Annotated in this window: 10 protein-coding genes and 1 pseudogene; 9 read left to right on the top strand and 2 right to left on the bottom strand. The window is 66.6% G+C overall.

The window, feature by feature from the left end:
* Positions 1 to 44 precede the first annotated feature (44 nt).
* Together D9C15_RS04090 and D9C15_RS04085 are read right to left on the bottom strand one after the other, a co-directional pair.
* Positions 45 to 659 carry a dioxygenase family protein gene (locus D9C15_RS04090; RefSeq protein WP_127996170.1) on the bottom strand — a complete coding sequence of 205 codons (615 nt, stop codon included), beginning with the start codon at positions 657 to 659 and terminating at the stop codon, positions 45 to 47.
* The gene (locus tag D9C15_RS04085; RefSeq protein WP_127996169.1) at positions 646 to 1,206 is read right to left on the bottom strand and encodes a hypothetical protein; all 561 of its coding nucleotides are present in this window, start codon (positions 1,204 to 1,206) and stop codon (positions 646 to 648) included. Before D9C15_RS04085 ends, D9C15_RS04090 begins: the two co-directional genes overlap by 14 nt.
* Positions 1,207 to 1,308: 102 nt before the next feature.
* Here D9C15_RS04085 and D9C15_RS04080 point away from each other — a divergent pair, with 102 nt between their 5' ends.
* From D9C15_RS04080 to D9C15_RS04040, 9 genes and pseudogenes are all read left to right on the top strand, one after another.
* Positions 1,309 to 3,705 carry a DNA translocase FtsK gene (locus D9C15_RS04080; RefSeq protein ID WP_127996168.1) on the top strand — a complete coding sequence of 799 codons (2,397 nt, stop codon included), beginning with the start codon at positions 1,309 to 1,311 and terminating at the stop codon, positions 3,703 to 3,705.
* On the top strand, positions 3,702 to 4,310 hold the full coding sequence (lolA, locus tag D9C15_RS04075) for an outer membrane lipoprotein periplasmic chaperone LolA (RefSeq protein ID WP_127996167.1): 609 nt from the start codon (positions 3,702 to 3,704) through the stop codon (positions 4,308 to 4,310). Before D9C15_RS04080 ends, lolA begins: the two co-directional genes overlap by 4 nt.
* A gap of 28 nt (positions 4,311 to 4,338) precedes the next feature.
* A pseudogene (locus tag D9C15_RS04070) lies at positions 4,339 to 5,106 on the top strand (AAA family ATPase); the annotation flags it as partial.
* Between the two features lie 86 nt (positions 5,107 to 5,192).
* A complete protein-coding gene (locus D9C15_RS04065) occupies positions 5,193 to 6,545 on the top strand; it encodes a tyrosine-type recombinase/integrase (protein WP_127996166.1) in 1,353 nt (450 codons plus the stop codon).
* Positions 6,542 to 8,566, top strand: a complete 2,025-nt coding sequence (locus D9C15_RS04060) for a site-specific integrase (protein WP_127996165.1) — start codon at positions 6,542 to 6,544, stop codon at positions 8,564 to 8,566. Before D9C15_RS04065 ends, D9C15_RS04060 begins: the two co-directional genes overlap by 4 nt.
* Positions 8,563 to 10,944 carry a site-specific integrase gene (locus D9C15_RS04055; RefSeq protein WP_127996164.1) on the top strand — a complete coding sequence of 794 codons (2,382 nt, stop codon included), beginning with the start codon at positions 8,563 to 8,565 and terminating at the stop codon, positions 10,942 to 10,944. Before D9C15_RS04060 ends, D9C15_RS04055 begins: the two co-directional genes overlap by 4 nt.
* On the top strand, positions 10,941 to 11,483 hold the full coding sequence (locus tag D9C15_RS04050; protein ID WP_127996163.1) for a hypothetical protein: 543 nt from the start codon (positions 10,941 to 10,943) through the stop codon (positions 11,481 to 11,483). Before D9C15_RS04055 ends, D9C15_RS04050 begins: the two co-directional genes overlap by 4 nt.
* Before the next feature lie 6 nt (positions 11,484 to 11,489).
* Positions 11,490 to 11,987: a hypothetical protein gene (locus D9C15_RS04045; protein WP_127996162.1), complete on the top strand. Its 498-nt coding sequence runs from the start codon at positions 11,490 to 11,492 to the stop codon at positions 11,985 to 11,987.
* A complete protein-coding gene (locus tag D9C15_RS04040) occupies positions 11,984 to 14,281 on the top strand; it encodes an AAA family ATPase (RefSeq protein WP_127996161.1) in 2,298 nt (765 codons plus the stop codon). The genes D9C15_RS04045 and D9C15_RS04040 overlap by 4 nt, the downstream gene beginning before the upstream one ends.
* Positions 14,282 to 14,420: the final 139 nt, after the last annotated feature.

Here is a 14,420-nt window from a genome sequence, read left to right as displayed (position 1 = left end):
CTAGCGCAGCGCGCGCCCGGCGGGGCGAGGCGGATCAAGCCCCGTCAAACGGGCACGACGATCGCGAAGTTCGCCTGCAGCCCGTCCGCGCCGGGCACGAAGGGCACGGTCAGCGCGGCGCGGCCGCGTTCGTCGAGGCGGCGCCAGAGAAAGTCGCGTGCATTGCCGGGGTCGCCCTGCACGTAGACCTGGGTGGTCAGCAGCTCGTGCGGGCCGAGCTTCACCTTGAGGTGGATGTGCGGCGTGCGCCCGCCGTAGGGCGCCGGGCGGATGGTGCGGAAGCGGTAGCGCCCGTCGCTGCCCACGGTGACGCGCCCGAAGCCCTGGAAAGCCGGGTCGGCGCGGCCGCCGTCGCCGGGGTGGTGGTAGTGGCCGTCCTGGTCGCACTGCCAGATCTCGACCTGCGCGCCGGCCACGGCACGCCCGTCGACATCGCTCAGCGTGCCGGCGAGCCAGGCCGGCTGGCCGCGGCCGTAGCGACGGGAACCCTGCACCAGCAGGTCGGCATCGCTGTCGGCCGGCAGTTCGACGGGGTAGAACGGGCCCTCGGTCTGCGCCGGCGTCGGCACCAGCCGCCCCTGCGCAATCGCCCCGCGCCATACCGCCGGGGCCGCGAGCAGCGCCGCGGCCGCGACCAGGCGGCGCCTACTTGCGGACATGGTCGAGGTCACGCGGCGGCACGAAGCCGAGCTCCACCGCACGCGCCTCGTAGACCGCCGCCAGCACCGGCTGGGCCGCACGCCGGTAGTGCAGGGCCAGCTCGTAGCTGGCGCGCTCGTCGCCGAGCTGTGCCGCGTACTGCAGCCAGCCGAGGTAGCGTGGCGTGTCGCGCCGCGCCTCGTGCGCGAGGCGCACCGCGGCGGCGCGGTCGCCCAGCGCGGCGCGGCGCAGGTCGTCGCGCGCATCGGGCGCAGCCGCTTCGGGCTGGAAGGCGCTGCGGAACAGCCGCACGTCGCGCTCGGCCAGCACGCGTGCGCCGAGCTCGGCCTGGGTGCGCCACTGGCGCACCTGCGCGGCCAACGGGCTCTGCGGGTAGCGCTGCAGGTAACGGTCGGCCGCCGCGACGATGTCCGCCGGCCAGGTCGCCTGCTGCAGCTGGTCGCGCAGCGCGGCCTCGCTGTCGGGGGCCTGCGCCCGCGCCGCCGGCGCGGCAAGCAGCGCCAGCGTCAACCCGATCGGCAGGGCCAGGCGTTGCAGGACAGACATGAAAACCACGGCGACAGCGGTGAAGCAGGCCTGCAGTGTGAACCAACCCGCAGTAACCGGGTGTAGCCATGCCCGACGCGTGCCATCGGAGACAATCGCGCCATGACCTTTCCCCTCGGATCGTTGCGCGCCGACGGCGCGTCGAACGCCGCGTCGGGTGGCAGTCCCCGCCGCGAGAAGGCCTCCCGCACAGCGCCTGCCGGCCCGGCCCCGACACCGCTGCCCGGTCAGCCGCGCTGGCGCGCCCAGACGCGGCTTGTGGTCGGTGCGGTGCTGTGGCTGCTGGCGCTGATCGCGCTGGCCACGCACAGCGCCGCCGACCCGGCCTTCACGACCTCCGGCAGCCTCGAGGCGGCGCAGAACAAGGCCGGCACGCTCGGCGCCTGGTTCTCCGACCTGGCCTACTTCGGCTTCGGCTTCTCGTTCTGGTGGGTGATGCTGGTGTCCGCGCGTGCCTGGCTCGGCGCACTCGCGCGGCTGTTGCGCAGCGACCATGCCGCCACCGTGCCGGCCGACCCGCATGCGCCGCCGGTGTGGTGGGCCTGGGCCGGGCTCGCCCTGTTGCTGGCCGCGAGCTGTGCGCTCGAGTCGACCCGGCTGTACCGCTTCGAGCCGCTGGTGGCCGGCGGGCACGCCGGCGGTGTGCTCGGCTGGCTGCTCGGGCCGGCCAGCCAGACGCTGCTCGGCTTCGCCGGCTCGGGCGTGCTGTGGATCGCCGCGCTGGTGGCCGGGCTCGGCATGGCGCTGCGCTTCTCTTGGCTGCGCGTGGCCGAGGGCATCGGCACCTGGCTCGATTCGTTCCGCACGCGCCGCGCCGAGGCGATCGAGCGCGCGCGCGACGTCGAGCTCGGCGAGCGCGCGCTGCGCGAACGCGAGCACGTGGTCGAGGTCGAGCACCAGCTGCACGAGGAGCACCTGCCGATCGTCATCGAGGAGCCGGTGGTCGAGGTGCCGAAGTCCGCGCGTGTGGCCAAGGAGCGCCAGAAGCCGCTCTTCACCGAGCTGGCCGACACCAAGTTGCCGCAGGTCGACCTGCTCGACGCCGCGCCGGGCCGCCAGGAGTCGGTGACGCCCGAGACGCTCGAGATGACCTCGCGGCTGATCGAGAAGAAGCTCAAGGACTTCGGGGTCGACGTGCGCGTGGTCGCGGCCTCGCCCGGCCCGGTGATCACGCGCTACGAGATCGAGCCGGCCACCGGCGTGAAGGGCGCGCAGATCGTCAACCTCGCCAAGGACCTGGCGCGTTCGCTCTCGCTGGTGAGCATCCGCGTGGTCGAGACCATCCCGGGCAAGACCACGATGGCGCTCGAGCTGCCCAACGCGAAGCGGCAGATGATCCGCCTGTCCGAGATCCTCGGCTCGCAGGTCTACAACGACGCCGCCTCGCAGCTGACCATGGGACTGGGCAAGGACATCGTCGGCGCCCCGGTCGTGGCCGACCTCGGCAAGATGCCGCACTGCCTGGTGGCCGGCACCACCGGCTCGGGCAAGTCGGTGGGCATCAACGCGATGATCCTCAGCCTGCTCTACAAGGCCGAGGCGCGCGACGTGCGGCTCATCCTGATCGACCCGAAGATGCTCGAGATGAGCGTCTACGAGGGCATCCCGCACCTGCTCGCGCCCGTGGTCACCGACATGAAGCAGGCCGCCAACGCGCTGAACTGGTGCGTCGGCGAGATGGAGCGGCGCTACAAGCTGATGAGCAAGCTCGGCGTGCGCAACCTGGGCGGCTACAACAAGAAGATCGCCGACGCGGCGGAGAAGGGCGAGAGCCTGCCCAACCCGTTCAGCCTGACGCCCGAGGCGCCCGAGCCGCTCGAGCGCCTGCCCTACATCGTGGTCGTGATCGACGAACTGGCCGACCTGATGATGGTGGTGGGCAAGAAGATCGAGGAACTGATCGCGCGCCTGGCGCAGAAGGCACGCGCCTCGGGCATCCACCTGATCCTGGCCACGCAGCGGCCCTCGGTCGACGTGATCACCGGCCTGATCAAGGCCAACATTCCGACGCGGCTGTCGTTCCAAGTCTCGAGCAAGATCGACAGCCGCACCATCCTCGACCAGATGGGCGCCGAGGCGCTGCTCGGCCAGGGCGACATGCTCTACCTCGCGCCGGGCACCGGGCTGCCGGTGCGCGTGCACGGCGCCTTCGTCAGCGACGACGAGGTGCACCGCGTCGTCGAGTACCTCAAGACCCAGGGCGAGCCGAACTACATCGAGGGCATCCTCGAGGGCGGCGTGCTGGACGGCGAGGGCGGCGAGGCCGGCACGGCCGACCTGCCCGGCGGCGGGGGCGGCGAGAGCGACCCGATGTACGACCAGGCGGTGGCCATCGTGCTGCAGCACAAGCGCGCCTCGATCTCGCTGGTGCAGCGCCACCTGCGAATCGGCTACAACCGCGCCGCACGGCTGCTGGAACAAATGGAGAAATCGGGGCTCGTAACGGCCATGGCCACCAACGGGAACCGGGACATCATCGTTCCCAACCGCTCCGAATGAAGCGAATCATTGCCGCCGGGTTTCTGTTCGCATGCGCTGCGGCGGCACGCGCCGATGCGGTGGACACGCTGCGCGACTTCGTGCGCGACGTGAAGACCGGCCGCGCGCAGTTCACGCAGACCGTCACCTCGCCCGACGGCACGAAGACGAAGACCAGCAGCGGCAGCTTCGAGTTCGCGCGGCCGAACCGCTTCCGCTTCGCCTACACCAAGCCCTTCGAGCAGACCATCGTGGCCGACGGGCAGAAGGTCTGGATCCACGATGCCGACCTGAACCAGGTCAGCACGCGCAAGATCGCCGGTGCGATCGGCGCCACGCCGGCGGCCCTGCTGGCCGGCGGCAGCCTCGAGAAGGACTTCGAGCTGAGCGCACTGCCCGCCGCCGACGGCCTGGAGTGGGCGCAGGCCCAGCCCAAGGCGAAGGACGGCAGCTTCGAGATGCTGAAGGTCGGCTTCAAGGGCAAGGAACTCGCGGCGGTGGAGATCGTCGACAGCTTCGGCCAGCGCTCGCGGCTGCAGTTCAGCCAGTGGGTGGCGAACCCGGCGATGAAGCCCGAGGCGTTCCGCTTCGTCGTGCCCAAGGGCGCCGACCTGATCGAGCAGTAGCCCGCGGCCGGCTGCGACAATCGCGGCCATGTCGTCGTCGCTGAGCCTGCCGCTCGAGGACCCCGAGTCGGTTGATCCCCCCGCGCCGGACGCTCCGCTGGCCGAGCGCTTGCGCCCGCGCACGCTGGCCGAGGTGATCGGCCAGCAGCACCTGCTGGGCCCCGGCAAGCCGCTGCGCAGCGCGTTCGAGCGCGGCCGGCTGCACTCGATGATCCTGTGGGGCCCGCCGGGCGTCGGCAAGACCACGCTGGCGCGGCTCGTGGCCGGCGCGTTCGACGCGCAGTTCATCGCCATCTCCGCGGTGCTCGGCGGCGTCAAGGACATCCGCGACGCGGTCGAGCGCGCCCAGGCCGTGCAGGCGCAGGGCCGGCGCACCGTGGTGTTCGTCGACGAGGTGCACCGCTTCAACAAGAGCCAGCAGGACGCCTTCCTGCCGCATGTCGAGTCGGGCCTGTTCACCTTCATCGGCGCCACCACCGAGAACCCGTCGTTCGAGGTCAACTCGGCGCTGCTGTCGCGCGCCACGGTGCACGTGCTCAAGCCGCTCTCCGAGGCCGACCTGCGCACGCTGCTCGAGCGTGCCCGCACGCTGCTCGCGGCCGCGCCGATGAGCGAGGCGGCGCTGCTGCGCCTGATCGGCTACGCCGACGGCGACGCACGCCGCCTGCTGAACGCCTACGAGAACCTGGTCGAGATGGCCGGCGACGCGGCCGAGCTCGACGAGCCGCTGCTGGAGCGCTCGCTGGGCGAGCAGCTGCGCCGCTACGACAAGGGCGGCGAGCAGTTCTACGTTACACGGGTGGCCTAAAAGCTATAGATGAGCTTTTCAGGAGCCCATCTTTTAGTTACAATACAAACTTATACGGACAACGCAAAACGTTGATGAGTTTCAAGGTTTGCTACAGCGACTCAACCATCACATCCAAAGCTGGGTTCGGCAAAGTCGCCCACCTCCCATTCATCCTTGACAACCGTCCCGGGTATCACCGACTCGGCAGCCGGTATCTCATCGACCGAGGTCTCGGCACCTGGAATCCCGAAACGCGAGGCAAAGGGCCGCGTGCAACGCGGCCCTCCAAGAAGACCATCAAGAACTACGCCTACTGGCTAGCTAACTTCCTCGAGTGGGCGGAGGTGCGTGGCATCGACCTCAAGGCATGCGAGTACGCGGAGCACGTCCAGGGGCGCTATCAAGACGAGATGACCCAGGGTCTATGGTCTGCGGAGGGGCGGGCCTTGCAAGCGACCACCGTCAACCCTCGCGTTCAGCAGGCCTGCGACTTCCTCACCTGGATGTCAGACAGAGGCGAGCGGGAGCCGTTCGACATCCCTACGGAGAAGGTGAAGGTCAGGGTTGGAAGCGCCACGAGCGCCATCGGTCACCGAGCCAAAGAGGTCACCCGTCGCATCGGCAAAGCGCGCCAGAACAAGCGCCGACTGCGAATGCCAACGGAGGCCGAACTGGCCACTTGGCTCACGAGTGTGAAAGCGAAGCACGGCGAACTCATGGGCCTCATCTGCGAGACCATCTTGCTCACCGGCCTTCGCATCGAAGAGGCGTCAGCGCTTCGCGTCGATACGCTGCCCGAGGACCCTCGCCGCTGGCACCTTTCCAACGCCGATGCGCCAAAGAGCGAGCAGCAGGTGCTTGTCGACATTCGATACGGTGCCAAAGGCCCCGACTACGGCGAGGACCATGGCGACAAGATTGGTCCCGAACGGTCCATCTTGATGCCGCTCGTATTGGCAGAGAAGCTGCATGCGTATCGCCAACGCCTTCGCAACCCGGCATTGAAGAAGTGGGTCAGCGGTGCTGCGAACGCCCAGGAGCGCAAAGAGCGCATCGCCGGGGCCGTACATCTGTTCTTGCATGAGGGCACGGGTAAGCGCATCACGGCCGACAACATCTATCGTGCGTGGAAGAAGGCTGAGCTGCCTTTCGATGGCTGGTCTCCGCATCTTGGGCGTGACTGGTGGGCTTGCTCCACGCTGTTGCGAGAGATTGAACGGCACGAGCGCTTGAAGGAGCTTGGGCCGGCTGTTGCCACACAGTTGCTCGAGTCCGTCGGCATGACGGTCATTCGCATGCGCATCCAACCGCAACTCGGGCACAAGAGCGAGACCACCAGCCTCATCTACCTGCAGTGGGTGTCGGACAGGCTCGGTGTCGCGCTTTCCATTGACTATGACGCTGCCTTCGAGGCGGACGGTGCGTCCGGAGGTGGCGCGCGATGAGCATCCGCAATGTCAAGAAGGACCACCTCAAGGAACTGGCGCAGCCTGTCTCGGCCGTGCCGGTGGTGGTGGTCGAGCCGGTGCCTACCTCGGATGACCCACTGCGTTTCTGGACGAAGCATTCGAAGAAGCCTTGCTTGGTCGACCTCACGCCATTGAAGGATGGGCAGATGCACCTGCCGAATGGCAGGTGGGGCGGGCCCTACAGTGGTCGCCCTGCGCTGATTGAACAGCTGGCCCCAGCATTGCGTGACCTGACCGTCACAGCGTCGACGCAGACCGTTGGACAAGTCATGACGTCCTTGCGGAACTGGTGGCGGCTGTTCGACGATATGGAAAGGCGCGCGGCTGATGCCGGCAACGCCTTGCCCGTCGTAACCACCGTTGCCGACATCGCAGACCTCCAGCGCCAAGTTGCCTTCGAATCCGGCATGACACGGGCGGCCTTTGGTCCGTTTGTGCGCGCCGTGGATGTGACCCGTCGGGCCTTGGGTCTTCGACCGCTCCACTGGACCGGGCCAGACGAGCCTGACGTCCGCAGGCACCTTCCCCCATTCGCGAAAATCAAGCCCATTCGCGATGCGCTCAAGCGCCACTGGTACGCGGCCCTGGACCGATGGGAGCGCGCCGACCAACTCCTCGCCGGTGCGAGCCCGAAGTCAGAGGGCGAGGCTTTGCAGCTCGCGAACTATCAGCGCCTGCGGGAGGCCGCCAAAGCAACTGGCAAGGCTTGGCCAGGTGCGAATGAGCTCTACATGGGCCGAAGCGCCTCCTTCTTCTACAAGCAGGGCTACAGGCACGAGACCATGCTTCAGTGCGCGTTCCCTGATGCGGCAGACATTCGGGCGGCGTTCCATCTGTGCTTGGTCACCACTGGCTGGAATCCCGCGACTTTCCTATCGCTCAACGTCAACGAGCCATTCCTCGAAGCGCACCCAAAGGACGAGAGTCGCTATCTGTTGACCGGATTCAAGGAGCGCTCGAAGTCCCACCAGGTCACCGAGGGGCTGTTCAAGTGTCAGCGGTCAGCTGGCGTCATCCTCCAGACGCTGATGCGGCGCACGGAGCCCTTGCGAGCACAGCTGCGGGCGGAACACCGGAGCCTGCAAGCCGAGTTCGAGGAACTTCAAGCGGCCGGTGCGCCTCAGGTGGCACTCGACAAGAAGCGCAAGGCAATCATCGACCTGGAGCAGGGACTGAGAAGTCCGTGGTTGTTTGTCACTCCGGAACAGGGCATCACATGGCTGGCCGGTGGTACCTTTCAGAGGCTTGGAACGCAGGGCTATCTGGACCAGCTCATCGCTGGAATCAACGCCAAACGAGCGCCACACGACCAGGTTCCGAAGCTGACCGCGACCGATTTTCGGGATGCGTTCGCAGCGTTCGCGTATCAGCAGAGCGGTGGAATGGTCCTGTACGTCATGCGCGTGCTGGGGCACAAGAGGCTGTCGAGCACCCAGCGCTACCTCGACAACACGCTGCTGAATGACGAAAGCGCCCGAATCTTCCGCACCTTCAACAACAGCCTTTGGAGCGAAATCAAACTCCACGGTCGCCTGGACGCTACGGTTGTCGCGAAGTGGTGTCGTGATGGGCAGGTCACGGATGAGGAGCGGAAGCGACTGGAGGACTACCGCACCCTGAAGCGTAGCCGCCTGGGCATTGGCTGCAAGAGTCCAACTACGCCGCCGCGCTCCGTTGCGCCAGGCTTCAAGGCTGACGGCAAGGCTCTCTGCTCAACGCAGCGCTGCACGCTGTGCCTCGAGAACGCGGTCATCTTGCCGGAGAGCCTTCCGGGCCTGACGATGCGTAAGGCAGAACTCCTGCACCTGCAGTCCAGCATGCCGGCCATGGCGTTCAGCGACACGTCATTCGACGAAGAGCTACACAACACAGAACTCGCCCTGCTGGCCTTCGACGCCACCGAGGTCTCTTCGCTGGTGACCGGGTGGCAGCAGCGCATCGCAAGCGGGCAGCACCGAGTCATTCACCTCGAAGTGATTGAGGAGTCACGAGCATGAAGAACACGAGAGCAGCTCTTGGCGCAAGCCCGGCTGAAGCTTCGATGGAGGGAGCCTCAGCATCAGGGTTGGACATGCCAGTCAATGGCGCTCGTGATGCGGCGGCGGTGGCGGATGAGGTCGAAGCCACACGCAGTCAGGCGTTGCTCGCCACCTCTGCTGAAGCCATTCAATCCCTCGATGCGCAGCCCTTGATGCCAGTGCAGGCCATGCTTGAGCATGGCTCGACGTTCGGTCGTTGGCAGACGCCGAGAAGGTGGATTCCATTGGCGCAACCATCGCTGCTGGACATCGACCTCCGCGCCCGCGTGCTGAGCTTTCTGCCAGAGGGCCAGCAGGCGCTGGTGCGCAGCGACGACGAGGCCGTTGCGGCTGTTCGGCATGCGGCCGAGGCCAGCGCCGCCAGCGTGCTCGACGGCTTTGAGTCACCTGTCCGGCGACTGGTGACCGCCAGCGTGCTGTCGCTCACGCGCTACCTCGTCATCTGCAGAATGGGGCCGGCCGGCATCGGAAAGAAGGCGAAGGGCAGGGCCCTCGACCCTTCAACACTGAGCAGGACTGCGTATCACCAACTCCCCCAGCTGATGGCCATAGGCCTGTCGAAGCGATTGAGCGCCTTGGGGCCGAATGAAGGCATCGCGGGCGCGGAGAGGTTTTTCAGACACATCGCTGCAGAGGACCTCGACAGGTTTTCTCCCGGAGAGCGGCCGCGGTTCGAAGTTGAACTTAAGCGTATGCAGGTTCTCGCCGAGCGCGGGTGCTGGGTTGACGTTCCGCTGCTTGGTGGTGACGCATCCGATGTCACCAGCGTTGCAGGACCAGTCGAGAAGCCACAGGCGCAACAGAAGCCCGACCCGCACCTGCCGTTGCCGGACGACTATGTTGCCGAGATGGGACGCTATAGCCTGTGGCTCATTCGCGACTTGGCGCCCTCGCTGCTCGAGGTCGTGAGCGAAATCCGGTCCATCTGGTTGAGCACCGACGACCTCAGCGTCAGTCCCGGTCGCATTGCGCAGCGGCGCGACGACGCGGTTCGCAATCTCTTGGCCGAACACACCTGGCACGACAGCGAAGGGCGGCCCACCTCTGCACCGCCGTTCAACATCCGGCTGAGCCGTTCGGGTAAGAACTCGCGTGCGAAGAAGCGTGCTGAGGGCGGTGCCGCGACAGGGTTGACCGAGAGGCCAGCGGGCTGGCAACCGCGGATGCTCGTCGATGTCGTCCTCCTGCTGAAGTTGGTGCAGATGGCTCACTTCTTCGTGGTCGGGCTCTCGATGGGCGCGAGGAAGTCCGAGTTGGTGACCTTGGAGCGCGATTGCCTCCAGCCGTCACCCAACGGCATGCCCTACGCGGATGGGCGGACCTGGAAGCTCGTCGACCGCCATGACGGTGAGACCCGCGACTGGGTGCTGCCGGACGTGGCGATGCAGGCTATCGAGCAGCAAGTCCGGCTGGTCACCTTGATGGATGACATCGGGCCTGTGGCGCCGAAACGTGACGTTGACCGTCCAGCTGCCGCCCCTGTCCACCTCTGGGCCGAGATTGGCGGCGGGAAGGCAAACCGTACCAAGCCCATGCTGCATACGCAGACCGCTCTGCGTGCATATGCCCAGGCGCTTGGCATGAGCACGGAACCTGGAGGGCAGTCCCTTAGGGTGCATCGGTTTCGGAAGTCCATAGCGCGTCTTGCAGCTCTTGCGCTGACCCAGGCACCAAAGGTCCTGAAGGACGTGTTCGGGCACAAGAACATCGAGATGACCCTGTACTACATCCTTACGGACAAGGACCTGCAGGTCGATGTGGAGCGCGTTGCGCGCGAACTGCGCGTGATGAGGGCGAAGGAAGCCGTCGAGGCAATGGTGGCTGCGGAAGCGCAAGCGCTGCCCAATGGTGGCTTCGGCGGACCGGCTGCTGCATCTGTCAGCAAAGCCATTCATGTCCACCGTGACCGTTTGCATCGGCGCGGCGAGGAGTGGGGCGCTGACAGCGCCATGGAGCTCGCTGAAATCCTGACCCTGCAGGGCAAGGCCTGGCACTTGGCAAGACCGGGTGTCGTCTGCACGAAGTTCCCAGGCACGGAGGCGGGTCCCTGCAACAAGAGCAAGGGGGAGCCCGAACCGGCACGCTGCCAAAGCCACTGCAGCCACCGCTTCGAGGAACCCTTCCTGCGCGACGATGTCGATGGCTCGATTCGTGATGCCGTAGCGGCCTACCAGGAGGCGGCCCAAAGAGGTGACGAACTGGTCCAGGCTCTTTGGGCAGGCCAGGTTCGCCTGCACGTTGGCCGTTTCGATGACCTGCGCGACAAGTGGATGCAGGACCCGGTCGTTCGGTCGATTGTGGATGCGGGTGCGGAGGCCGAGGAGGTGACGACATGAAAACCAAGAAGCCCGGCAAAGCTGGGTTCAGCCGAAAGGGTGTTGCCAAACAGGCGGCGCAGAAGCGCGGGGAGAAGCGAACCGAGGACGTTCGTGCGAGGGTCAAGGCCACGATGGCGGCCATCGAGCAGGAGATGGCGTCCAACGACGGCATCTACCCCCACCGCAACGGCGCTTTGTCGGCGGCGGAGGTTGCCAGGCGGGCAGACATCCACCCGACCTCGTTCTACACGGACAAGCTCCGCACCCTCGGCGAGGAGGTAAGAGATTGGCTCGATGAACTCAAGCGAGAGAAGGTCGTCGGCAGCGTCAAGGTAAAGAAGTCGCTCGCAACGCGCATTGAGGATTGGAAGAAGCTCTACGAGGGCTTGCTGCAATCTCATCGCGACACCGAGCTCGAACTGCAGGAAACGCAGCACCAGCTCAGTGACGCGCAGAAGAGCATCAAGGAGCTCGAACAGCAGAAGGCGCGGCTCGAGCAGCTGGCAGGGGAATCCGCCAGCAAGAAGGTCGTGCCGCTCCGGCCGAAGAAGGGTTGAGTCGTCATGGCACGTCCCAGCGTCATCCCCCAAGTGCGCGTACGCCTGGAGGCGTACCTGAATGAGCGCGAGGTGGAATACCAGGCCCAGCCAGAGGAGGAGCGAAGGCCAACCTTGCCCGCGACGCCAGATGGCAAGGTCAATGTGCGAGCGGTCGCTCAGGCCATCGACCTCAAGGTCACCCAGGAGAAGTACCTCTACGAGCGCGATGAGCTGAGCCAGCTCATCAACCTGATGGCTGAGGGCCAAGGGCTTCTGCCGATTGGCTCGCGCCTCATGCAGGAGGCCGGCGACAAGACGCTCAAGGAGAGGATGGTGCGTCAGGCCCAGACCGCGAAGGCCGCCGCTCAGGCAGCGGTCGAGGCGCAGGCGGTACACGCTGAACTCCTGGAAAGGCTCAAGGCGGCCGTGGCTGACATCGAAGTGCTCAAGGCCGAGAACGCACGGCTGCATGCCCAGCTTGATGCCATCCACGCCGGGATGTTCGTGAGGGTCGAGGATTGAGCGAGAACTTTGCGGGCACCGTCGTCGTCGAGCGCGTTTTGTCCCAGCTCGATGGTGGCTGCATCTTCACCGGCCGACGTGAGGACGGCAGCGTCCTGCGCGTGAAGTTCGCCGGCCGTGACACCCAGCCGCTGCCAGGTGACGCGTTCGAGGTCAAGGGGCAGCTGTCGAACTATCGGGACCGCTTCGGCAAGGTGGTCGCGCAGGTCGACAGCAAGCGTATGAAGCGCACCATCAACCCTGGCGACCTGCTGCGCCCGTGGCTGGAGCGGTTGCCGAACATCGGTGCCGTGCGCGCGCAGCGGCTCGTGGACGCCTTCGGCCACGACCTGGCTGCTGTGCTGGCTGACTCCACTCGCCTGGCCGAGGTCGCAGCCCTCATCGAGCCCGACAAACCGGCGCTCGCGGCCAAGATTGCCGCACAGGTCTACGCCGCCGTGGCTGCCCAGGCTGGCGCCGACAAGGTCAATGCCACAGAGGTCGAGTTCCTGACGTTCCTCGAGAAGCTGGGCATCCGGGAGTCCCGCGTTGCCGGCCAGCTGTGGCGTTTCATGGCGGGCGTGGACGCTGTCGAACGACTTCGTCGCAACCCGTATGTGCCGGCCAGCTTGATGGACTGGAAGCTAGCCGACCGGGTCGGTCTGAGGCTGCTGCGCTCTGCTGACGAAGGCACCGGCCTGCACGCCCACCCCAGCCGCCTCCTTGGCGCGCTGAGCAGCGCCTGGCGCGAACTGCTGAGCGACGGGGACACCGCCGCAACCCCGGAACGCGTTGAAGGGCTTCTGTCGGCCCGCGGGGTCGAACCGAAGGTGACCCTTGCCCTTGCGGGTGAACGCGGCGTCCTGAGGCGTTCTGGTGCCTTGCTGAGGGTGCCGGGGGCCGCATGGCTGGAAGACCAGGTCAGCGCGGCGCTCTTGGCTATCGAGAGACGCGCGCCAACCGTCGCCCTTCCGGTTGGCGACGCCCTTGAGGCGCTGGTCCATGACGCCGAGAGCGCGACAGGTCTGCAGCTGACGGACGAACAGCATGCTGCGGTGGTGACGCTGCTTGACCGGCCCGTGTCCGTGCTGCAAGGTGGCGCAGGCGTCGGCAAGACCACCGTGATGAAGGTCCTTGCCACGGCCTGGGAGTTCGCCGGTGGCGACGTCGTGATGGGCGCACTCGCCGGCAAGGCAGCGCTGACCTTGTCGCGAGGCGCCTCGTCACCCGCCCGTCCGCGCTTGGCCTACACCATCGCTCGGCTCATCGGGATGCTGCAGCGCCAGCATGCCCAGGAAGCCGACGCCGAGCGCAAGCGCCCAGCATCCGACGTTACGTTCACCTCGCGCACTCTGTTGGTCATCGACGAGGCCGGCATGCTGGACACGCCCAGTCTCCACACGCTGCTGTGTCTGCTGCCCGAAGGCGCGCGGGTGCTGTTCGCGGGCGACGAAGGTCAGTTGCCGCCGGTGGGCATCGGCAAGGTCTTCCATGACCTTGTGGCTGAGGGCTCTCGCGTTGCCCGACTGACGAAGGTGCTGCGGCAGGCGGCCGACAGCGTCATCCCGAAGGTGTCCCTGTTGGTTCGCCAAGGGTGCGTTCCGCAATTGGATGTCTGGAACGGCGAGGCGAAGGGTGTCTTCCTCGTGCCGACTGCTCAGCGCGATGCCGTTCAGCGTCGGCTGCGTGCTCAGAGCGAGTTGATGGTCGTGGCCGCCAAACGGGCTACCGTGGCGGACATCAACGAGACCGAGTCGTTCGCAATCCGGCCCGCTAGTGCGCCGACCCGGCGACTCGGTCCTCTGGCAACCGTCGCCGTGGCCGACCCTGTCGTGATGACTGCGAACCGCTACCAGGACGGGCTCTTCAACGGCCTGCTGGGCGTGGTCACCACCATCGACGGTCCAAGCATCGAAGTGCTGTGGGATGGGGAAGACGAACCACGCGCTCTGCCAACGGAAGCTGAAGGTGATGTGGAACTGGCTTATGCCATCACGTGCCACAAGTCCCAAGGCAGTTCGGCGCATGCAGTGGTTGTGGTCGTTGAGGACTCACGCTTGGTGACCCGAGAGTGGCTCTACACCGCCATCACGCGCGGCAAAGACCTTGTGTTGTTGGTAGGTGACGACGCAGCCTTGTCGGAAGCCATCGTGCGGCGAACCGAGCGCACGACGGGCTTCGTCGTGCCCGCCGCGGCGGCGCAGCGCCCAGATGCCACCGCTGCCTTGGAGCGGGTCAATGGGCAGGGCGGAGCCCTGCACCCGCACGGAAGCCGCAGCGGAGCGCAGGCCGCAGGCCGAGCACCGAACGGGTGAGTACGGGGCTTGCCATTGAGGCGCGTAGAGGCATATAGCCTTGCCCGGAGGGCAGCCGGGGTTGGGGCCGTAGGCCCCTATGCCGGCTGCCCCGAGGGCCTCGCGGCCCGGCGGGAGCGTTCTCTTTTCAGCGACCCGT

It is taken from the genome of Piscinibacter defluvii (assembly GCF_004011805.1).
Classification (GTDB): Bacteria; Pseudomonadota; Gammaproteobacteria; order Burkholderiales; family Burkholderiaceae_C; genus Piscinibacter; species Piscinibacter defluvii.
Note: the sequence above shows the minus strand (reverse complement) of the source record. Positions and strands in the feature narration are given on the sequence as shown.

Bases quoted from the DNA above. Each gene is read 5' to 3' on its own strand.
- D9C15_RS04085 (WP_127996169.1), bottom strand. From the start codon at position 1,206: ATGTCTGTCCTGCAACGCCTGGCCCTGCCGATCGGGTTGACGCTGGCG.
- lolA (WP_127996167.1), top strand. From the start codon at position 3,702: ATGAAGCGAATCATTGCCGCCGGGTTTCTGTTCGCATGCGCTGCGGCG.
- D9C15_RS04080 (WP_127996168.1), top strand. From the start codon at position 1,309: ATGACCTTTCCCCTCGGATCGTTGCGCGCCGACGGCGCGTCGAACGCC.
- D9C15_RS04055 (WP_127996164.1), top strand. From the start codon at position 8,563: ATGAAGAACACGAGAGCAGCTCTTGGCGCAAGCCCGGCTGAAGCTTCG.
- D9C15_RS04060 (WP_127996165.1), top strand. From the start codon at position 6,542: ATGAGCATCCGCAATGTCAAGAAGGACCACCTCAAGGAACTGGCGCAG.
- D9C15_RS04050 (WP_127996163.1), top strand. From the start codon at position 10,941: ATGAAAACCAAGAAGCCCGGCAAAGCTGGGTTCAGCCGAAAGGGTGTT.
- D9C15_RS04090 (WP_127996170.1), bottom strand. From the start codon at position 659: ATGTCCGCAAGTAGGCGCCGCCTGGTCGCGGCCGCGGCGCTGCTCGCG.
- D9C15_RS04065 (WP_127996166.1), top strand. From the start codon at position 5,193: ATGAGTTTCAAGGTTTGCTACAGCGACTCAACCATCACATCCAAAGCT.
- D9C15_RS04045 (WP_127996162.1), top strand. From the start codon at position 11,490: ATGGCACGTCCCAGCGTCATCCCCCAAGTGCGCGTACGCCTGGAGGCG.